Here is a 21,444-nt window from a genome sequence, read left to right as displayed (position 1 = left end):
GCTCATATTTTTTTTAGAAACTCGCGTTTAAACCTAATGTGAATGTACGTGCGCTTGGGTAAGAAGTATAATCTATACCGCGTGATGGCACGCCGTTTCTTTCTTTGTTGGTATTAATTTCCGGATCAAGACCGCTGTAACCAGTAATCAATAAAAGGTTTTGACCAGTTAACGATACACGCAGCGATTTGAAAGCACCATTTTTAACAGGGAAGGTGTAACCGATAACCGCATTTGATAATCTTAAGAAATCACCTTTCTCAACAAAACGGCTTGATACCTCGCCAGAGTTAAGTGCGTTCTCGTTAGTAGCAGCAATTTCTTTAGTTACGTTACGACCGCTTACCAGATTGCCTTTGTAGAAGAAAGCGTTTGCTGTGTTGTTATAGATATAAAAACCGGTTGATCCATTTACGAAGAAGCTGGCGTTCCAGTTTCCGTAAGTAAAACTGTTGTTAATACCGGCAAGGAAGGTGGGAAGCGGGCTGCCGTGTGGAGTTGCAGCATCGATACCGTTAGGATAGATACCGAAACCGTTTGCATCCAAGCCATTGTATTGTGACACATTGAAAGTGTACAGCGGATAGCCGTCGCCTATAAACTGTGCGTATGCACCAGATAAGCCTTGGCCATCAATGTTACCGGTGATTACGTTACGGTTACCGAAGTTCTCAACACGGTTCTTCACGAAAGTCATGTTGTAGTCGATATCCCAGGTAAAGCCTTTTGCGGTTGAATTTGTAACAGCAGCAAATTTTAAGCCTACTTCCACACCTGTGTTCCTTACGTTACCAGGCAAGTTAACCCAGTACCTTGTATCGGCAGCTGGTTGAGCCAAATCTTGTAAGAACAGCAGGTCTTTTTGCGATTTGTTGAAGTACTCAACAGTACCAGATAAACGACCTCTCAGCACGGTAAAATCGATACCTGCACCATAAGCGGTTTGGGTTTCCCATTTTAGATCTGGATTGGCAGCGTTCAAAGGAGAGCTTGAAGTACCGTAGTAGTTAAGCTGCTTCAGTTTCAACGAAGCGTAAGAAGGGTAATCCTGGTTACCTGTTTGACCATAGTTTAAGCGAAGGCTCAAATCATCGAAGATGCTTTTTGGAGCCCAGCTTTCGCTGCTGATACGCCATTTAGCTGCAACGGCCGGGAAAGTAGCGTATTGGTGGTTAGCACCAAAACGAGATGAACCGTCTCTCCTTACTGTACCAGTGATGATGTATTTGTCTTTGTAAGAGTAGTTAACACGCGCAAAGTACGATTGCAGTTTGTAGCTGCTACTATCGCCGATAGGATATGCTAAATGGTTAGCGAAACTACTGTAGTTTTTAAGAAAGTCTTTTGAATTTGCAGCACCCCAACCAATATCGTAACGATAAAAGTTTTTATATGTAGCATAGGAATAACCTACCAATGCTGTAATAGTGCTGTTAGGGGTTAGTTTTTTATCGTAATTTAAAGTATGTTCTGTAGTGGTGCTCCTTAACTCGTTGTGCTGCAATATACCACGGCCGTTACCTGTTGCAGAGGGAACAGTGAAATCCCTGATGCCCGAGTTATCGGTGAAACCAACGATTGTTGGATCGTAATAAGTTTGCCTTAACGAGTTGGCCCTATCAATACCGATGTTGCCTTTGTAAGACAAGCCTTCAATCAGCCTGATGGTCATGGTTAAGTTGTTCAGGTAACGGTTGATGTTATCTGTATCATCTATCTGGTTCAACAACGAAACCGGGTTACGGAAGCTGTTACCATTAGGGATACCGCTGGCAGAGTAACCATTTAAATTGAAATACCTGCCTTGTGCATCGTAAACCGGAATAGTAGGGTTAGTTTGCAGTGCAGCACCAATTAAGCTACCGTTGAAACCGGCGTTGTTGGTTACCGGAGCAAACCTGTCTTTAACGTTAGAGTACAAAGATTGCAAATCGAATTTCAACCTTTCGCCAAAGAACGATTGAGAAGCGTTTAAACGTGCGTTGAAACGCTTAAGATTGGTGTTTTTAACGATACCCTCTTGGTTATCGTAGTTGGTAGAGGCACGGTAGCTACCGGTGTTGCTTGCGCCACCGAAAGAAAGGTTATAGTTTTGAGAAACGGCAGTCCTCAAAATTTCTTTCTGCCAATCGGTATTGCCGCCGTAATCAACCGCAGCAGCATCAGCACCTACGCTTGCAACTGCTTTAAGGAAATCTTCGCGGCCAAGCAGATCGTAAGTTTTGGCAGCATTTGCAACGCTTGTGCTGGCACCAAATTGCAAACCAGCACCTTTACGGCCTTTTTTGGTTGTGATCAATACAACGCCGTTGGCACCACGTGAACCGTAGATAGCCGATGCAGACGCATCTTTCAATACAGAGATGTTTTCGATATCATTAGGGTTGATAAACGCCAATGGGTTACGTGCCGAAGCACCACCCGCGCCGCTATCAAAACCGCCCGAGGTACCGCCGTTATCCAAAGGCACACCATCCACTACATATAATGGGCTTGTACCAGAACGGATAGAGCTTGCACCACGGATGTTGATCGTAGCGCCTGCACCAGGCTCGCCGCTTGATGGAGTTACCTGTACACCAGCGATACGGCCCTGTAATAACTGCTCTGGCGTTGCGATAACGCCTTTGTTGAAGTCTTTAGGGCTTAAAGATGCTACCGAACCGGTTGCATCTTTAACGCGGGTACTACCGTAACCAATTACAACAACTTCGTTAAGCGCTTTGCTGGTAGATTCCAACGCAACTGCGATGAAAGATTTGCCATCAAGGTTAACGGTTTGCGATTGGTAACCGATGTAGTTGAAAGTAAGGGAGGTAGTGTTTGCCGGAACGGATAACCTGAAGGTACCGTCGACGTTGGTTTGGGTGCCGATACCATTGCCAGCACTCACGGAAACGCCTATCTGGGGCGAACCGTCTTTTTTGTCGGTTACTTTACCTGTAATTACTTTATTCTGAGCCAGTGCGGGCTGAATAAAGAAGCAGGTTAAAGCAAAAAAACATAATGTGAGTAAGTGTTTAAATTGCATAGTTTGTGGTTTAATTAAAATTGGTTATATAAAAGTTCTTGTACATGGTTCACTATTGATTATTAACCAGCCGCACAGAAAGCCTGCAGGACCGATTCCAAACAAAAACGTGCTTACACACGGGGATTCAAAAAAAAACTTAAAACGTTTAATAATTGGTAACGGCAATCCTAAAAGCTGCCTTGTGTCGTATCTCTTTTGAGCGGTTAACTTCTTAAAGAGTTTTACATCAATACAAAGATGTGTGTCTTACGCCTCAATCCCTACACATTTGAAGCATTTCTAAAAAAATATAGGTTTATTTATTATTAAGTACTTAAAAATCAAACATTTAATTACAAAATTACCACTAAAAATATAAGCGTTTTTTAGTGTTTTTAAAGCTCGGATTGTTAAAATAGTACCTCAAATAGTTTTTAAAATATCAAAAAAGCCCACTGCTGCTCTTTTATCTATTCAACAGAATCAACCGCTTTTATATCCATTATACGGTGCTCGAATTGCTCGGGGTTTTTAGACTTTGCTTTGATGCGCATCTTGTACACATAAATGGTGTTTACAGAATACTCCAGTATCTTGGCAATGGTTTCATTATCATTTATGCCCATCCTGATGAGGGCAAATATTCTAAGGTCGGTATTGAGCACCTCGTGTTCCTGGGGCCAAATCTGGTCTTTCTCGTCGAATTGCGAATTGAACACGGCAATAAAATTGGGGAATATCTTCAAAAAGATGTGATCGAAACTATGGTAAAGCACCTCCCGCTCTTTCTTTATATTGATATTATTGATTATCATCCTGATATCATCATACTTTTTGATAGATAGCTTGGTATCAACCGACATCTTCAACTTTTCAAGTTTGAGTATATACCCTGATATGATCTTAAAAAACTGCCCGATATATTCTTCCTTGATGTGCGCGTCTTCTATCAGTTTATAATTTACCTGCTTAAGCAGCACATTCTTATCCTCGATGATCCGCTCCTTGTGCCTCAGTTTGGCCAATTGCTTATAAATCATCACCAAAAACAATATTACAAGTGATGCCAGGGCGGTTATGGCCAGCAAGAACATCATTATCCTATCTTTTTCGCTTTCGCTGTGGTTAAGCTCCTCGGCGGCTACAAGGGGCAATATGGCACCTATTTGTATTTTGCGCTGGCGAGCACCGTAAAAATCTGCATCGACTTTGGCCAACTGTACAAAACTATAGGCATCTTTTACGTTCCCTACTTTATAAAGCTGCTCTGCAAGCGTAAAAAGGGCAACCGTTTCCTTGGTAGAGGACCTGATATCGGCAATGGCAGATTGTATCAGGAATGCTATACCCTCATCGCGCCGGTTGGAGTTGATGTAGCTTTGCCCCAGCGAGCAGGTTATCATGGCACGAAGGTGCATGGATATAGGTACGCCGGGCCCAACCAGTTTGCTCAATTCCTGCGATCCACTGTAGTTATCGTTAGAGCCAACATGCCGAAGGCCAGAGTAATAAATCCTATCTACCGATCCTTGCTTGCTCAGCGCTATGGCCGAATCGATATAAGCGTTGCTCGCGGCCAGGTAATCGGGCGAGAAGTATTTATCGCTATTGTATTTTGCCAGATCGCTGTTGCAGCGGTACATAATAAAATAGTACTCCACCTTCATGCTATCGTTAAGCAATTTTGGGTTCACGTGGCTCATACAGTCGAAGGTTTCTTTAAACATGCCCGAGGAGAGCAAAATAAAACCCAGCTTTATGCGGCTATAATACGCGCGCGACATATCGTTCATGCTCACGCTAAGGTCCTTTAGCTTATTTACATATACATAGGCCGAATCGTACTGGTAAGATTTGTACTCATCGTACAATTTAAGGCAAAGATCGTACTGCAGGGCATAATTAGTTGGCGAAATCTGCGATCTCCTTTGCATCAACTGACGGATACGAGCTTGCTTGGCACTTTCATAAGTGTCTTTTTTGGTTATCTCGGTTTTAAGCTGGTTCAGCAGCGCGTCATTATCTGCCGAAAACGCCGGAACAGAAAAAAGCAACGAGAAGAAAAACAGTAAAAATATCCTCATAAATTGGCATTGAGACGGGATTAAAGTTAATAACTAAAAATTAAACGTCGAACATGTACAGACGCATTTGGTGGTTTTTACTATAATGATGACTAATTTTAGTTTTTGTTAACGACTCGCTAACAGCCCTGCAATCAGGGCATGAGATTTTGATAATTTGAAGCAAGGAAGTGGGTGAACTAAACCTGAAAAGCCCGCAGCGTTTACCGCTGCGGGCTGGCTATTTATAAGATCAGTTTATATTTAGTAGCTTATTATAATTTGCTCAGATACATTCTTCAGCATCAAACTTTTAACTTTCTCGCCCTCTACCGGGTTTGATAAACCGGTAGGATCGAACCGCGAGATTGGCACCATTAGCGCACTAAAATCATCACCGGCTTTTGCGGTTTTGTTATTCAACTTAACAGGGCCGGCGCCAAAACCGTGCAAAATCAATTTTATATTGTTGAACTTGGATTTTGCCGAACCCTCGGGTTTAGCAAAGGTGATGGATTTCCTGGCGGCATCATAAGTGATGGCGCGTTTGTAAAAATCACCGTTCTCGTAGTTGTAGCTTTCGCCATCGTCTTCGTAATAAACAAATTTGTTGTTGATATCACCTTTGTAAACATGTACGAACAGGGTATCAGTAGGTTTATCGGCCGTAGTTTGTATCAGCGATTGCATCGGGATAATGCTGCTTTCTTTTACGTAAACCGGCAGCTTACTCATTCCTAATTCAATGTTCAATTTAGTATTGCCTTGCTGTACCTGGCCATTGTATAAATCGTACCATTTGCTGGCCGGGAAATAAGCCCTGCCTATAGAGGTTTGCCCATCAAACGGCAGCACTAAAAAGGCCTGGCCAAACATATACTGGTTTTCGTAGGTGCCGTTGTACACGTTTTCATCGTGCGTGTAATCTATTGCCAGCGAGCGCATCAGCGGCTTGCCATTTTCCTTAGCCTCGTAGAATGATGAATACAGGTAAGGTAGCAATTTATAACGCAGGTTAATGTAGTTACGGGTTATCTCCAAAACTTCTTCGCCGTAGGCCCAAGGCTCGGATGATTTGGTGTTGATTTGCGTGTGATTGCGCATGTAGGGGTTAAATGCACCAATCTGCATCCAGCGGGCATACAATTGCGGCGAAGCTCCACCTGTAAAACCGCCTACATCCATACCTGTATAAGGTACGCCGCTTAAGCCCAGGCTGTTCATAAGGCGAATGCCGGCAAGCATATGGCTGTCTTCAGCGCGATTATCGCCGGTCCACAAGGCGGCGTAGCGTTGTAAACCCGCATAACCTGAACGGGTTAGCACGAAGAGGCGTTTGTTGCCGCCCAATGCTGCGCGATAGCCTTCATAACTGCTGCGTATCATCTCAAGGCCATACACATTATGTACCTGCAGGTGCGATGCGCCCTTGCCCTCATAGTTAAAGAATATATTATCCGGTGCTTTTTGGCCCCAGGTGCTAAATTCGTTCATATCGTTCCAAATGCCGCTTACGCCATCTGCCGCATAGGTTTTTAATTCGCTTGCCCAAAACGCGCGCCCCTTAGGGTTGGTAAAATCGGGGAAGTTGCACCAGCCCGGCCAAACCTGCCCGGTGTAGTTTGTACTATCGGGATATTTTGCAAAGATATTCTGTGCCAGCCCGCGATCATACACGCCGTAGCCTTTTTCTTCTTTAACGCCCGGGTCTACTATCAGGGTAACTTTAAAGCCCATGTCCTTCAGCTTTTTGGTAAGCGCAGGTGGATCGGGAAAACGGCTTTTATCCCAGGTAAATACCTTATACTTATCCATGTAGTGGATATCCAATGTGATGCCATCAGCAGGTATCTTTTTCTCGCGCAAAGTGTTAGCAACGCGGTAAACTTCGGTATCAGGGTAATAGCTGTAGCGGTTTTGCTGATAGCCGAGACTCCACAGCGGCGGCATTTTTATACGCCCGGTAAGCGAAGTGTACGAGGTGATGATATCCGCAAGGTGCGAGTGATAGATGAAATAATAATTCATCTCCCCCCCCTTAGCCGCAAAAGACGAAAAGCGGTTATTGCTGGCGCCGAAGTTGAAATCAGACTGCCAGGTGTTATCCATAAATATACCGTACTGCACGTTGTGGTGTACGCCGATATAAAAAGGTATGGTGGAGTACAAAGGATCCTGCCCGGTAGAGTAGCCAAATACATCGCTGTTCCAGTTGGTGTAAGCATTGCCACGGCGGTCTAATGAGCCGGTTTTTTCACCGAGGCCAATAAAGTGCTCGCCATCCTGCATGTGTTTGTAGGTAGTAACGTTCTCGCTCACCCATGAGGTGGTTAAGCCGGTTTCGTCCTGGTTTATAACCTCGCCCGCAAGGGTGCTAAAAGTAATGGCGTAAGGGTTCTTTTTAATGTTTACCTGAAGCGAATCGGTAATGAGCTTTATCTCGCTATCGTTTTGCGTAAGCGATACTTTTGTCGTAACTGGTTTGGAGATAACTGCATATGAAAAATCGTCGGCAAGGGGCTGCTTATCCATGCGTACCCTTACGATGTTCGGGCTATAAACAACCAGCTTAATGAAGGCATTCTCGGTTTTAATATCAACTTCCTGGTTACTTACAGTTACCCCGGTAATTTTGCCCACCCTTTTCAACAGGGTTTGTGCGCCGGCAACATGGGTGCAGGCTGCGAAAATTACAGCAAGGGCAATACAACGATTAGCAATCTTCATTCTTTTGTTCAGCGAATATTTATAATGGTATGGGCAGCCTAAATCAGGCTGGTTTAAAATGATGCCTCGATATGGCGGAGCATCATTTTGGTTGGTTGAAATTATAACACATTTGCGGTATCGCGAACGGATATCAATTTTTGTGGATTTTTTATAAAGCAAAAACCCTATAATTACTAAAATTAGAGGGTTTTTGCCGCTTTTAGAGCCCTAAAATATAAGGTGAAATATAGATGGTTTCTATCTAAAAAAACCTTAGTAACTGGCCAGCACCATTACGTTATTACTGATAGGCCTTATTTTTTCGAGGCCATTTAAGAAGCCTAGGCCTACTACGAAGGTAAAGCCGGCAACTTTTCCGCCCATATCCTGTATCAGTTCACTGGCTGCGGTTACGGTGCCTCCGGTGGCCAAAAGGTCATCGTGGATGAGGATATGGTCGCCGGGTTTAAAGGCATCGGTATGCAATTCAATGGTGGCGGTACCGTATTCCAGTTCGTAAACTTTTTGCATTACAGTGTGAGGCAGTTTGCCCGCTTTGCGTACCGGTATAAAGGGCACACCTAAGCGGGTAGCCAGCGTTAAACCGAATAAAAACCCGCGGCTTTCCACACCGGCAATAGCATCTACCCGGGTATCTTTAAGGCCCGCAACAAAGGCATCCACTATGCTATCGCACAGGCTGGGGTCTTTCAAAATTGGCGTAATGTCTTTAAATACTATACCGGGCTTCGGGAAGTCGGGGATATCGCGGATAGCATCCTTTATTTGTTGCTGTATCATTCAAAGCTTAAATATGGCTCAATTTTACGCAAAATTCCTTCATCTATAATGGCAATATTGCGTAAATCTGCCATGGAAGCATAATTGCCGTGCTCCTTGCGGTACTCGATGATGGCGTTTACCTGTTTATAGTTTAGGTAAGGCATCAGCCGCAGCTTATCAAAGCTGATGGCATTGATGGGTATCTTGCGTATCCGCCGGGCATCAACCTTTAGCTGCCCGGCCATTTCGGCGTATTTTAACTCATCCAGCCCGTACACTTCTTTCACTTGCTCTTTGTTTACGAAACCGCCCAACCGTTCGCGGTAGTAGATAATCCGCTTAGCGTACGCAGGGCCAATGCCGCTTACCTGCGTAAGCCTTGCCGAATCGGCAGTGTTGAGTTCAATAACCAATACCGATTCTTTACGTGCGCTGATATCGATGTAGGGAGCAATAGCTTTGTAATTACTATCTGTGATGCCATAAACCTTTTTCAAATCCTCCGGTTTATAAAACCGCCCACCTTTTGCCCTATAATTTAGGATGATAGACACCTGCTTGTCGCTTATTCCCAACGCTTTCCATTTGGCAGCTGCCAAGGTATTGGGGTCGAATTTGGAAAGATTGGATGCTTTGGTCCGACCGGCATCCACCACTGCCTGGTACCCTGGGTTGGCTTTGTTCAGCTGCGCCGCCGCCTCATAGAACGCTTTACTATTAATTCTACTATCTTTGTGACACCATTGATAAACGTAGGGCGCAGCTAAAACCACAATTATCAAAATAACCAGCACAAGCATACCGTTCCATTCTTTTTTGGTGAGGGACAGATAGTTTTTAAGCTGCGCTTTCATATCATACAATTGCAAGCGTTAAAGTAATAATTTTACAACCATTTAATCCGCTAAACGAGGATGAAAGTTATAACCACCGAGGAATTTGCCAAAGCAACTAAACTGGACAAACTAAAGATGCCCGGCTTGGCCTCCCTGCTGATGGAACTGATGAAAATTAACCAGGTGAACGATCTGTTTGCCCAGGCCCAGCCCAAACAAGGCCCCGAATTTGTAGACGCTATTTTAAAAGGCTGCGGCATTGAGATAGACTTTGACGAGCGCGAACTAAAAAACATACCTAAGGATGGTGCTTTCATCGCCATTGCCAACCACCCCTACGGCGGCATAGAAGGTATGGTGCTGCTAAAGATACTTTGTATGGTACGGCCCGATGCCAAGCTGATGGCCAACTTCCTGCTGAAAAAGATACCCAACCTGGCCGATTACTTTGTTGCCGTGAACCCTTTCGAAAACGTGGAGCACTCCTCCAGCATTAGTGGTCTTAAAACCACGTTGGAACTACTGGCCAACGGTACACCGATAGGTATTTTCCCTGCGGGCGAGGTATCTACCTTTAAAATGGAGAAAAAAGAGGTTACCGACAGGCTTTGGCACCCTGTGGTGGGCAAAATCATCGCCAAATCTAAGGTACCTGTAGTGCCCATCTATTTCCATGGGAATAATGGCTTGCTATTCAACCTGCTCAGTTTAATACACCCGGCACTGCGTACCGCTAAGCTGCCATCAGAACTATTCAATAAACAGGGGCATACTATAAAGCTGCGTATTGGCAAACCCATTAAAATAACCGATATCCCCGATAATAACAACGGTGCTAAAGTATTGAACTACCTGCGGGCAAAAACTTATGCCCTGGGTGCAGGGCTTGATGAGGAGAAAAAAATCTTCAACCCGCGTAACCTGTTCAAGATAAAACGCCTGCCCGAAGCCATCGTACCCGAAATTGCGGCCGACAAATTAGAAGCCGAAATTGCCCCCCTGCGCGAACACTATAAGGTATGGACAGAGAAAAACTACGAGGTATTTATAACGCCAACTTCAGAAATACCCTGCACCATACGCGAAATTGGCCGCCTGCGCGAGATTACCTTCCGCGAGGTGGGTGAGGGCACAAACAAAGCTACAGACCTTGACGAGTACGACATTTACTATCACCACCTGTTTATATGGGATATGGAAGCCAAAATGATCGTAGGCGCTTACCGCATTGGTCTTGGCGACGAAATATTCTACAGCGTAGGTAAAAAAGGCTTCTACATCAATGAAATGTTTAAAATAAAAGAACAATTCAGCCCGGTGCTTAAGAAAAGCCTTGAACTTGGCCGCTCTTGGATACGCAAGGAATATCAGCAAAAACCACTTCCGCTGTTCCTGCTGTGGAAAGGTATCCTTAAATACCTATTAGATAACCCACGCTACCGCTATTTGATAGGCCCGGTAAGCATCAGCAATTCGTTCTCGCAGTTCTCCAAATCGCTTATCGTAGATTACATCAACCGTAACCATTTCGACCATGAACTGGCGCAATATGTAAAGCCACGCAAAAAATTCAAGGTAAACTTCGAGAATATTGATACCGACCTGCTGATGAGCACCGGCGACAGCTTTAAAGGGCTGGATAACCTAATATCCGAAGTGGAAACACATAACATGAAAGTGCCAGTATTGCTTCGCCAGTATATTCAGCTCAACGCCAAAATCATCAGCTTCAACATCGACCCTAAATTCTCCGATTGCCTGGATGGGTTTTTGGTTTTGGATCTGGAGAAGGTGCCGCAGGATATTTTGGAGAAATTGGGGAAGAATTTGTAAGCGAACCCTCTCCACCGCGTCATTGCGAGGAACGAAGCAATCTCCCGATTGGCAGAGCGAACTAAAAAGCGGTTAAGCAAGTGTAGAGATTGCTTCGTACCTCTCGAGGAAGCGGTGAAATAAATCTAAAATCTTATTTTGCAGAATGGTTTTTCAAAAGGGCGGTTGCGTTTACATTATGTCCAATAAGTATAATTCCGTTTTGTACACCGGTGTCACCTCGGAACTAATTAGCCGTATCTGGGATCATAAAAACAAAACTTACCCCAATAGTTTTACTGCCAAATACAATTGCACCAAGCTTGTCTACTATTGCTTTTATCCGCACATTGAGGAAGCCATCGCGGCGGAGAAGACAATTAAGGGTAGCAGTAAGGAATACAAAAGGCAGCTGGTTAAATCTATGAATCCGGATTGGAAGAATTTGTACGATGGGCTGTTGGAGGAATAGCAAAGCCGGATTATTATATTACCGTTATTGCGAGGTACGAAGCAATGTTTAAGTTATGCATAACAACAAAGCAAATCCTCTCTGCTTACGTAGAGATTGCTTCGTTCCTCGCAATGACGCGGTGGTGAGGTGAACTTAAAAACCCTTGTGGATGTCCTACGTAGAGATTGCTTCGTTCCTTATAATGACGTAGCCGTAAGTTATTGATAATCAATATGATTTTTTTACACATCATAACCATTTTTTTCAGGGTACCGCCTGATGGATCCTCGCAATGACGCGGTGGTTATTGGTATGTAATAAAATAGACAAATCCATCTTTTTAATACTTCCACCCCAATCTTTTAAACAAGCTGTACAGCACCCATATCGGGGTATTCAACACCAATTGCCCATCATCTTTAAATGATTGCTCATTAGCTTCCTTTTTACCGCCTAAATACTGGCCCAGCCAAGCTAGTGCCATGGTAAAAGTACAAACCCATATCATGGGCGGGCCGCCGGCTAGTTCGAGAGCCGCGAGGCGCGATACCCCATAGCTTAGTGCAAACAATACCAGCAGCATGGTATAAGATAGTATTGGCGAAAGTTTTAGCGTGTAATAAACGCAAAAAGCTATTAGAAACGAGCCCCAGTTGAACATGCCATTATAGGTGCCTAAAAATTTGAGGTATGGGAAAGGGATAGCCCAGGCAATGCCTAGCGCAGAGAACAACATCAACGGCACACAAATAAAATGCAGCAGGCGGTTGCTGGGATTACGGTGACTCGCATCCAATCGGTTAAAGTAAACATCTACGGGGCGCTCGTCTTTCTTTGGAAGAATCGGTTTAAGCGTTACGGGTTTAAATTTTGCCATAAATAATTAGGCTATAAACAAAAAAGCCCTCCCTTTTAGGGGAGGGTTGGGTGGGGCTTATTATTTTGCAAATGCTACCGAGCGGGTTTCCCTTATTACGGTAACCTTTATTTGGCCCGGGTAGGTCATTTCTGTTTGGATACGGTTGGAGATATCTGCCGCCAGTATTTCGCTTTGGGCATCGCTTATCTTTTCACTCTCTACTACAACACGCAATTCGCGACCTGCCTGTATAGCAAATGTTTTCTCTACACCAGGGTACGACAAGGCAAGCTCCTCAAGCTCTTTCAGTCGCTTAATGTAACTTTCTACCACCTCGCGGCGTGCGCCCGGCCTTGCGCCCGATATAGCGTCACAAACCTGTATGATTGGCGATAGCATCGAGGTCATTTCAATCTCGTCGTGGTGGGCACCTATGGCGTTGCAAACCTCGGGGTGCTCTTTATACTTTTCGGCTAACTGCATGCCTAAGATAGCGTGTGGCAGTTCCGGGTTATCATCTGGTACTTTACCAATATCGTGCAGTAAGCCTGCGCGTTTGGCTAGCTTAACGTTCAAGCCTAGTTCTGCCGCCATGGTGGCGCAGAAGTTGGCAACCTCGCGCGAGTGCTGCAGCAGGTTTTGCCCATACGATGAGCGGTAACGCATCCTGCCCACCATACGGATAAGCTCGGGGTGTAGGCCATTGATGCCTAAATCGATAACGGTACGCTCGCCTATCTCAACAATTTCTTCCTCGATCTGCTTACGGGTTTTGGCAACTACCTCCTCGATACGTGCCGGGTGGATACGCCCGTCGGTAACCAAACGGTGCATAGCTAAACGGGCAATCTCACGGCGCACCGGGTCGAAGCCCGAAAGGATGATGGCCTCCGGGGTATCATCCACAATGATCTCTATACCGGTTGCGGCTTCCAGCGCACGGATGTTACGCCCTTCACGACCGATGATACGGCCCTTTATCTCATCGTTCTCGATGTTGAAGATCGATACCGTGTTCTCTATAGCGTTCTCGGTAGCGGTACGTTGTATCGTTTGGATAACGATTTTCTTGGCTTCCTTGGTTGCTGTAAGCTTGGCTTCGTCAACAATATCTTTTATCTGCGCCATAGCTTTACTACGGGCTTCTTCGCGCAGGTTATCTATCAGCTGGTTCTTGGCATCTTCGGCACTTAAGCCGGCAATGGCCTCCAACTGGGTAACATGCTGGTTTTTCAGATGCTCAACTTCTTCCTGCTTTTTGGCCAGGGTATCGGTTTGGGTTTCCAGTTTCTTACGGGCGTTATCCAGTTCGCTTTCCTTACGATTAAGGTTTTCCAGCTTTTGATTAAACGACTGCTCTTTTTGCTTGATGCCGTTTTCGCGCTGATTCAGCACATTGTTTTTGATGTTTACTTCCTGCTCATGCTCGGCCTTCAACTGCAAAAATTTCTCTTTGGCTTCCAGCTGGCGGTTCTTTTTAAGGATGTCGGCGTTTATTTCCGCCTCTTTTAAAATCTTCTTTACTTTATTCTGGGCGTTCAATTCCTGGTCTTTAAACAGCTTCCTTAGCAGGAAACGGCCTATGACGATGCCCGTGGGTACTCCTATGAGCACCCCGATAATCAAATACAAATATGTGTTCATTTCTTAGGTTATAATAAATAAAAAAACCGCAACTAAACTTCTAAGTGTTCATGTATTGTTAAAACTTCTGGTCGGATGGCTCGGGATCACGGGTTACCGTAAAATACACGATCAACGCATGCCTCTTTGATCCGTAGATATCGAAGCGTTAAGTTTTTAATAGTGAAAACTTAAAATTTAACTGCGGTTAAATCTTAATGGCTCGTTTTTGAGCTGAAAGCTGAAGGGATTAAAGCCGAAAGCTTCTTATTGCTTTGGACTTTATGCTTTTGGCTTACTGCTTATTTTAAAGAACGTTATTGTTTAGAAAAAAAATCAGACAGAATATGGTCTAAATGGTAAACCTTATCCGTAACTTCTGAATCGTCGGACGTAACTTTCTTATCCGCTTTTAACGCAGATGTTGCGTAATGCAACACGCACATCGAAAGCAAATCCTGCTTATCCCTAACCGCATAGTTCTCCTGGTACTCCTTTATGCGGTCGTTGATGAGCTTGGCTGCCCTTCTTATTATCTCTTCTTCCTCCATGTTTACCTTTAAGGGGTAAACTCGGTCAGCAATATTTATTTTTATTGAGATTTCTCCCATTTGAGCTTTTCACTTTTTGTACTACTTTTTAAGCAATACAATACACTTATCAATTTCCTGCACAAAGTCGTTAATTTTTTGCTTAATGTCAACACTTTTTTCATTTGTTTCTGAAAAAGACTTTGCCAGTTTCAATACACGAAGCTTTTCTTCCAGGTCTTTAGTCTTGTTTTTGCTGGCATCAAGCGCGGCATTAAGCGCATCACTTTCCAGTTTAAGCAAGTCGTTCTCTTCCTGTAGCGCAGCACAAAGCTCTATCAACCGCTCGGTTTTATATACAACTTTAGTTAATTGTTCTGCTACTGAAGGCATCTTTTAGTTAATGGTTTATTGGTTGATTAAGTTAGATTAGTTTGTTTGGTGTTAATGTTGACAGCGCGAAACTACTCACCCAATCAACTATTCACCACTCACCAACTACTTCCTTATCTCCGCTCCTGCTTCTTTGTCTAAATTATAAATTAATTTCTGCATGGTAGCATCAATTGCCTTATCAGTTAAAGTTTTTTCGGTGTCCTGCAAAATAAAGCTAAGCGCGTACGATTTTTTGCCAGCCGGCAACTTATCGCCTACATACACATCAAACACATCCACCGCTTTCAGCAGCTTTTTGTCGGTGCGTATGGCTATCTGCTTTAACTGCCCAAAGGTCACGCTCTTATCTACCAGCATGCTCAAATCCCTCCTTACGGCAGGGAACTTGCTCACTTCCTGGTACACGATAACATTCTTGCGCACCAGCTTCAATAGGGTATCGAAGTCGAAATCGGCATAGAAAGTTTCCTTATCTACATCGGCCTTTTTTAACGCCGACGCCGCTACCGAACCGAAGCTTACCAGTACCTTATTGCCGCGTAAATATTGCAGACCGTAGGCAAAACCATTGGCTGTGGTTTCTTCTGTAGTATAATCGGTAATGCTTAGTTTTTTCAGCAAGCCATCCACTATTGCTTTTAAATTGTAGAACGATGAAGGAACCGCTTTACCGTTCCATTGTTCGGTTTTGAAAGCACCGGTCAGGAAGATGGAGAAGCGTTGCGCCTCTACGTACTTCTCATCTACAAAGCTGTATATCTTACCGAATTCATACAGTTTCAGATCAGCAGCTTTGCGGTTTTGGTTGTATGCAATGGCCTCTAAACCCGAATAGAGCATGCTCTGGCGCATAACATCCAGATCGCTGCTTAGCGGGTTCAGTATCTTTACGGCGTGCTCCAAATCGTCTGAGTAAGCCGATTTGGTTAACGAGTTATTCATGATCTCGTTGAAGCCATTGGCGCTCAATAAATCAGAGATGGCGTTCTGCACAGTATCTTTCTCCGGGCGGATGGAGTTGTTAAGCGATGCCCTTATCTGCGTAGGTATCTCGATGTTGTTGTAGCCATAGATACGCAGAATCTCTTCCACAATATCCACCTCGCGGGTTACATCCACACGGTAAGGGGCAACTTTTAGCGATAAACCCTCTTCAGTTTCGGCAACAATATGGATATCCAGCCCGGTTAGGATGGCCTTGATGGTATCGTTCCCAATGGCTTTGCCTATCAGCCTGTCGATGCCTTTATAAGTAACTTCTATCTCGAACGGTGCTACAGGGTTAGGGTAATGATCGAATATTTCCGACGATACCACACCGCCCGCTACCTCTTGTATCAGCAAGGCCGCACGTTTAAGGGCGAACACCGGCATATCCGGGTCGGTACCACGCTCAAAACGGAAGGATGCATCGGTCTTCAACCCGTGCCTTTTGGCAGTTTTGCGTACCGATACCGCGTTGAAGTACGCGCTCTCTAAAAAGATGCTGGTTGTGCTTGCACTAACGCCGCTTTTTGCACCGCCGAATACGCCTGCAATGCACATGGGCTCATCGGCATTGCATATCATCAGGTCGCTGGCTGATAGCTTCCTATCCACATCATCCAGCGTTTTAAACACCGTACCTTCGGCAACGGTTTTTACGACAACTTTGTTGCCCGTAATAGCTGCGGCATCAAAAGCGTGCAGGGGCTGACCAAGGTCGTGCAGCACGTAATTAGTAACATCAACCACGTTGTTGATGCTGCGCACACCTATCACCGCCAAACGCTCTTTAAGCCATTGCGGCGACTCTTTCACTTCGATACCTGAGATGGTTACACCGGCATATCTCGGAGCAGCCTGCTCATCTCCTACTACAACCTCTATTTTGCTATCGTTGTTATCCACCTTAAAGGCGCTAACATCTGGTTTAATAATACCTATTTTAAGGAACGCGGCGATATCGCGGGCGGTACCCAGATGCGATACTGCATCAGCACGGTTTGGCGTCAAGCCAATCTCGTACATAAAATCGTCGTTCAGATTAAAGTATGCTTTTGCAGGGTTACCCACAGGTGCATCGGCAGGCAATACCATAATGCCTGCGTGGCTGCTGCCGAGACCTATCTCATCTTCAGCGCAAATCATCCCTTCAGATGCTTCGCCGCGTATTTTTGATTTGCCTATCTTGAATGGTTCGCCCACGGTTGGGTACACAGTAGTGCCTACTGTAGCTACAACCACCTTTTGCCCTGCGGCTACGTTTGCTGCGCCGCAAACGATGTTAAGGGGTTCTACGCCACCAACATCAACTTTGGTGATATGCAGGTGGTCGCTGTTCGGGTGGTCGGTGCAAGTAAGCACGTAACCAATAACCAGACCTTCCAGCCCGCCGGGTACGGCCTGCACCTTTTCGAGGCTCTCAACCTCTAAACCCGTGCCGGTGAGTATGGTGGATATCTCCTCGGGGGTTTTATCTGTATCAATAAATTCTTTTAGCCAGTTGTACGATATCTTCATTATAGCAGAATGATAATCGGCAAAGATACGATTTAGGGGGAAAGGCGGAAAGATTTCGGAGGGCGGATTTCAGATTTCGGAATGTCTGAACTCGAATTTCTCGAATTAATGGAATTTACATAATTACCTTATGCCGGCATTCTATTAATTTTATAAATTCCTTAAAATTCGAGTTCAGACAAATTATTTAATCCTCATCTATAGCATCGCCGTCTTCACCCAAGTTGAGGGTGTAGGCAGATTCGGCGGCATCGTAGGCACGCTGTAATGGTGCGCTTTCGTCAATTTCGCCAATGGGCTCGTTAGTTTCGTCGAAACCATTGGAGTGGATATCCTGCTGGCTAATCTGGTCGTCGTTCTCGGTTTGGCCAAGCTGGTCGTCTTGTTGCAGTTGGTCGTCTTCTGGCTCTATCATGGTTTGCGGGTTTTTGATTGTTTAATTACAACGGCTAAGTTACGCGGTTGTTTTAATTTATCTGAACCTTGATTTACACGATTTTTGGATTACCTGATGAGCGACATCATGGCCATCTTCAAATCCTAATCATCAGGGTTCAGACAATCTCTACAGCATCGCCTCATCCCCAAAACTAAAGTACCCCTTATCGGTAATAATTACGTGGTCTACAACCCTTATATCCAGCAGCTTGCCAGCCTCCACCATTTTGCGGGTGAGCATAACATCATCGCGGCTGGGTTTCAGGCTTCCCGAGGGATGGTTGTGTACCAACACAATGCTGCTGGCCTGGTGCTGCACGGCGGTGTAGTAAATGATGCGCGGGTCGGCAACGGTGCTATTAAGGCCACCTTTGCTGATGAGTTCTTTACCCAAAACTTTACTCGATTGACTCAGCAATATTATCCAAAACTCCTCGTGATTCAGGTCCATCAGGTGGCGGCGCATTACGTTGTAGATATCGCGCGAGCAGGTAAGCACCTCAGGGATTGCGCTTTCTGTTTCGCCACGGCGGCGGCCAATCTCCAGCGCAGCTATAATGCTGATGGCTTTGGCTTCGCCTATTCCCTTGAATTTAGATAGTTCGGCTATGCCGGCCTTGCCCAGCTTGTTCAGGTCGTTATCATAATGGTGCAGGATGCGTTTGCTCAGCTCAACGGCGGTTTCGTTGCGGCTACCGCTGCCTATGAGGATGGCGATGAGTTCGGCGTCGGTAAGGGCGCGACGGCCCTGTCCGCTCAGTTTTTCGCGGGGGCGGTCGGCCTCGGCCCAGCTTTTTATACTTAAATTATTACTGTAATCTTCCAATTCGGGCGTAGGTTTTATGAGGGGAAGATAGAAAAATTTCTGAACTCGAATTGAACGAAATTATGGAAGGGCAGGATATTGCTCCTATGCCTGGCCGATCTCCGTTGGTTGGAAACCAACGGCAAAGAAGGTGGGGTTCTGATACTATACCAGCTATCCACCTTTATTGCCGTCACATTCATGTGACGACCGTGCAGAACTATCGATATGCTGAAAATTCCTTAATTCTGTAAACGGCGCAGCACTTTCGACAACAGTTTAAAGTACAGTTTAAAGTGAGAAATTCTGATTCTGACGCATTAAAAAAGGGATAACGCTTGTGCATTATCCCTTTTTAATATATCGTTTTAAGCGATTAGCTTAAAGCGTTTACAAATTTGGTAAGCTTCGATTTATTGTTAGAAGCTTTGTTTTTGTGAATAACGTTCTTTTTAGCTAAACGATCCAGCATCGAAATAACTTTCGACAATAAAGGTGCAGCATCAACCTTAGTGGTAGTGCCTCTTAATTTTTTTATAGCGTTCCTGGTGGTTTTAGCCTGGTACCTATTGCGCAGACGCTTCGCAGCGTTTGACCTGATTCTTTTTAAGGATGATTTATGATTTGCCATCGTTCAGCTTGTTATTCTTTCTTTATTTTTAGAGGTGCAAATATAGGCCGTTAAACTTTAATTTGCAAGAGTGTTGATATTATTTTTTGAATAACGGGAAAGTTTGCTATCTAATCAGACAAAGCAGCCCCCGAAACGCCAAATATAACAACATTCCAAGGAAAAATGCGGTGTTTATTCGCCTGTCCGTTTAATTCCGCTTCAAAAACAGACGGGCGAAGGATGGCTGAGTGGTGGGTAGTTGATTGGATGAGTGGTTAGCTGGTGAGTGGTTGTATCTGCGAGATATTTGGTAAAAACGCGCTGGCGATATGCAACCGCCCACCACTCACCCTAATCAACCACTCACCATTATGGCGTTGCCTTCGGCCCGTGCTTTCCAGGGCTGCGCTGCGCTCCGGCCCCTTACCCAGCGCTCCGGTCCACCACACAGTGGCTAAACCCTTCCAATCACCAACGCGGGTTGCCTGAACTCGAATTTAAGGAATTCATGGAATTTTTCGAATTAAGATTCTCCATTGCGTTAATTCTGTAAATTCGTTAATTCTAAAAATTCGAGTTCAGACAACCTTCCATGAAGCGCCCCCTCCTACTCTTCCTTACTGCCGCTATCATCACTTCCGTTTGCACCTCCTGGGGTTTCTTTGCGCATTACCGCATACACCGGCTTGCTGTTTTTACGCTACCCAAGGCCATGGCGGGCTTCTACAGGGCCAATATCAATTACATAACCGAACACGCTGTAAGCGCCGACAAAAAGCGCTATATCGATTCTACCGAGGCCCCGCACCATTTCTTCGATGCCGACCATTACGGCAGACAGCCCTTTAAAGCCATGCCGCAGCATTGGATAGACGCAGCGGCTAAATACTCATCAGATACGCTCAACAAATACGGCACCCTGCCCTGGGTTATCACCTCCAACTATTACTGGCTGGTAAAAGCCTTCAAACGGCACGATACTACAGCCATCCTTACCCTATCGGCCAATTTGGGGCATTACGTATCAGACGCGCATACACCCCTACACCTCACCCAAAATTACGATGGCCAGCTAACGGGCCAAAACGGCATCCATTCGCTGTGGGAAAGCAGGCTGCCCGAGCTTTTTGCCAACCAATACAATTTATATGTGGGCAAGGCACGTTACATAGCCAACCCCCAAGCCGAAGCCTTCGCCATTTGCCGGGCCAGTTTCAAAAGCGCCGATAGCGTGCTAAAATTCGAGAAACTGCTCAATAAACGCTTTACAGATAGCACCAAATACGCCATGGAACAACGCGGTAACCGCATGGTGAAGGCATACTCGGTGGCCTATAGCAAAGCCTACCATAAAATGCTGGCAGGCATGGTGCAGCGCAAAATGCGGCAATCTATATTAAGTGTGGGCAGTTTTTGGTTTTCGGCATGGGTAGATGCCGGGCAACCCAACCTGGATAAGCTGATTGCCAGCCCACCAACCTCCGCTCAAAAGCAACAGATAAATAAGGAAGAAGCTTTGTATAGGGCAGGGAAAGTGTTTATTTTAGGGAATTAGTTTACCCTCCATGAAAGCCCGCCTTGTTACGCTTATCGCTGTATTATTTAGCCTATACGCCCAAGCGCAGAATGACTTGAAGGCAAAATACCCCAAAACCTACAAAGCTATTTTTACGACCATTAATAACCTGCCCGAAACACAGGAATTTTTAAAAAGCGCTAAGGTTAGTGAGCCGGAAGTGTATGTAGATGGGCCGAGCCCCAGTTGGCGAAACTACTGGTGGGTTAAGGTTGGCACAGGTAACTTTGGCATGCTGCGCGCAACATATCAATTATTCGTAGACCCGAAAACCTTGCACGTTTATTATCTGGACGATTACGACAATGGCAACGGGTTAAATTTTAAACTAATCACCCTGCAGCAATGGCGCAAATGGCGCACCACCAAAGCCTGGAAAAAAACGCATCGGTATAAAAACGGGGAACTGGTAACCCAGGCCGACCGGTAGGT

Annotated in this window: 18 protein-coding genes; 4 read left to right on the top strand and 14 right to left on the bottom strand. The window is 45.1% G+C overall.

The annotated features are described in order from the left end of the window. Positions 1–13: 13 nt before the first annotated feature. From E2R66_RS20545 to E2R66_RS20525, 5 genes are all read right to left on the bottom strand, one after another. Positions 14–3,031 (bottom strand): SusC/RagA family TonB-linked outer membrane protein, encoded by a 3,018-nt coding sequence (locus tag E2R66_RS20545; RefSeq protein WP_133234254.1) that lies wholly within the window; start codon positions 3,029–3,031, stop codon positions 14–16. A gap of 452 nt (positions 3,032–3,483) precedes the next feature. Continuing rightward, positions 3,484–5,097 (bottom strand): DUF6377 domain-containing protein, encoded by a 1,614-nt coding sequence (locus E2R66_RS20540; protein WP_133234252.1) that lies wholly within the window; start codon positions 5,095–5,097, stop codon positions 3,484–3,486. Between the two features lie 243 nt (positions 5,098–5,340). Continuing rightward, complete coding sequence (locus tag E2R66_RS20535; protein ID WP_133234250.1) at positions 5,341–7,803, bottom strand: glycoside hydrolase family 31 protein; 2,463 nt, start codon at positions 7,801–7,803, stop codon at positions 5,341–5,343. A 255-nt stretch (positions 7,804–8,058) separates the two neighbouring features. Next, the gene (locus E2R66_RS20530) at positions 8,059–8,586 is read right to left on the bottom strand and encodes an adenine phosphoribosyltransferase (protein ID WP_133234248.1); all 528 of its coding nucleotides are present in this window, start codon (positions 8,584–8,586) and stop codon (positions 8,059–8,061) included. Beyond that, entirely contained in the window at positions 8,583–9,422 is an 840-nt protein-coding gene (locus E2R66_RS20525) for a helix-hairpin-helix domain-containing protein (protein WP_133234246.1), read from the bottom strand. Before E2R66_RS20525 ends, E2R66_RS20530 begins: the two co-directional genes overlap by 4 nt. Before the next feature lie 60 nt (positions 9,423–9,482). On the opposite strand from E2R66_RS20525, the gene E2R66_RS20520 reads away from it, so the two are divergent. Next, positions 9,483–11,237 (top strand): lysophospholipid acyltransferase family protein, encoded by a 1,755-nt coding sequence (locus E2R66_RS20520; RefSeq protein WP_133234244.1) that lies wholly within the window; start codon positions 9,483–9,485, stop codon positions 11,235–11,237. A 145-nt stretch (positions 11,238–11,382) separates the two neighbouring features. Then, a complete protein-coding gene (locus E2R66_RS20515) occupies positions 11,383–11,688 on the top strand; it encodes a GIY-YIG nuclease family protein (RefSeq protein WP_262710314.1) in 306 nt (101 codons plus the stop codon). A gap of 322 nt (positions 11,689–12,010) precedes the next feature. On the opposite strand, the gene E2R66_RS20510 is transcribed toward E2R66_RS20515, so the two are convergent. The 9 genes from E2R66_RS20510 to E2R66_RS28445 all read right to left on the bottom strand — a co-directional run bounded on the left by E2R66_RS20510 (position 12,011) and on the right by E2R66_RS28445 (position 19,885). Then, the gene (locus E2R66_RS20510) at positions 12,011–12,547 is read right to left on the bottom strand and encodes an Mpo1 family 2-hydroxy fatty acid dioxygenase (protein ID WP_133234240.1); all 537 of its coding nucleotides are present in this window, start codon (positions 12,545–12,547) and stop codon (positions 12,011–12,013) included. A 60-nt stretch (positions 12,548–12,607) separates the two neighbouring features. Continuing rightward, the gene (rny, locus tag E2R66_RS20505; RefSeq protein WP_133234238.1) at positions 12,608–14,173 is read right to left on the bottom strand and encodes a ribonuclease Y; all 1,566 of its coding nucleotides are present in this window, start codon (positions 14,171–14,173) and stop codon (positions 12,608–12,610) included. A gap of 296 nt (positions 14,174–14,469) precedes the next feature. Next, positions 14,470–14,763, bottom strand: coding sequence for a cell division protein ZapA (locus tag E2R66_RS20500; RefSeq protein WP_133234236.1), 294 nt, complete (start codon positions 14,761–14,763; stop codon positions 14,470–14,472). 21 nt (positions 14,764–14,784) lie between these two features. Continuing rightward, a complete protein-coding gene (locus E2R66_RS20495; protein ID WP_128531645.1) occupies positions 14,785–15,075 on the bottom strand; it encodes a hypothetical protein in 291 nt (96 codons plus the stop codon). Between the two features lie 105 nt (positions 15,076–15,180). Next, positions 15,181–17,580, bottom strand: coding sequence for a phenylalanine--tRNA ligase subunit beta (pheT, locus tag E2R66_RS20490; protein WP_133234234.1), 2,400 nt, complete (start codon positions 17,578–17,580; stop codon positions 15,181–15,183). 187 nt (positions 17,581–17,767) lie between these two features. Beyond that, complete coding sequence (locus E2R66_RS20485; protein ID WP_133234232.1) at positions 17,768–17,995, bottom strand: hypothetical protein; 228 nt, start codon at positions 17,993–17,995, stop codon at positions 17,768–17,770. Between the two features lie 150 nt (positions 17,996–18,145). Then, a complete protein-coding gene (gene radC / locus E2R66_RS20480; protein WP_133234230.1) occupies positions 18,146–18,844 on the bottom strand; it encodes a RadC family protein in 699 nt (232 codons plus the stop codon). A 355-nt stretch (positions 18,845–19,199) separates the two neighbouring features. Beyond that, complete coding sequence (gene rpsT, locus E2R66_RS20475; protein WP_128531649.1) at positions 19,200–19,454, bottom strand: 30S ribosomal protein S20; 255 nt, start codon at positions 19,452–19,454, stop codon at positions 19,200–19,202. Positions 19,455–19,711: 257 nt separating this feature from the next. After that, positions 19,712–19,885: a hypothetical protein gene (locus E2R66_RS28445; protein ID WP_158288462.1), complete on the bottom strand. Its 174-nt coding sequence runs from the start codon at positions 19,883–19,885 to the stop codon at positions 19,712–19,714. A 143-nt stretch (positions 19,886–20,028) separates the two neighbouring features. Between E2R66_RS28445 and E2R66_RS20470 the strand changes: the two genes are divergently transcribed. Beyond that, positions 20,029–20,991 (top strand): zinc dependent phospholipase C family protein, encoded by a 963-nt coding sequence (locus E2R66_RS20470; RefSeq protein WP_133234228.1) that lies wholly within the window; start codon positions 20,029–20,031, stop codon positions 20,989–20,991. 10 nt (positions 20,992–21,001) lie between these two features. Continuing rightward, complete coding sequence (locus E2R66_RS20465) at positions 21,002–21,442, top strand: hypothetical protein (protein ID WP_133234226.1); 441 nt, start codon at positions 21,002–21,004, stop codon at positions 21,440–21,442. The last annotated feature ends 2 nt before the right edge of the window (positions 21,443–21,444 follow it).

Origin of the sequence: Mucilaginibacter psychrotolerans (assembly GCF_004519315.1) — a bacterium.
Taxonomy (GTDB): Bacteria; Bacteroidota; Bacteroidia; order Sphingobacteriales; family Sphingobacteriaceae; genus Mucilaginibacter; species Mucilaginibacter psychrotolerans.
The sequence above is the reverse complement of the archived record's forward strand: the minus strand, read 5'-3'. Positions and strand labels throughout refer to the sequence as shown.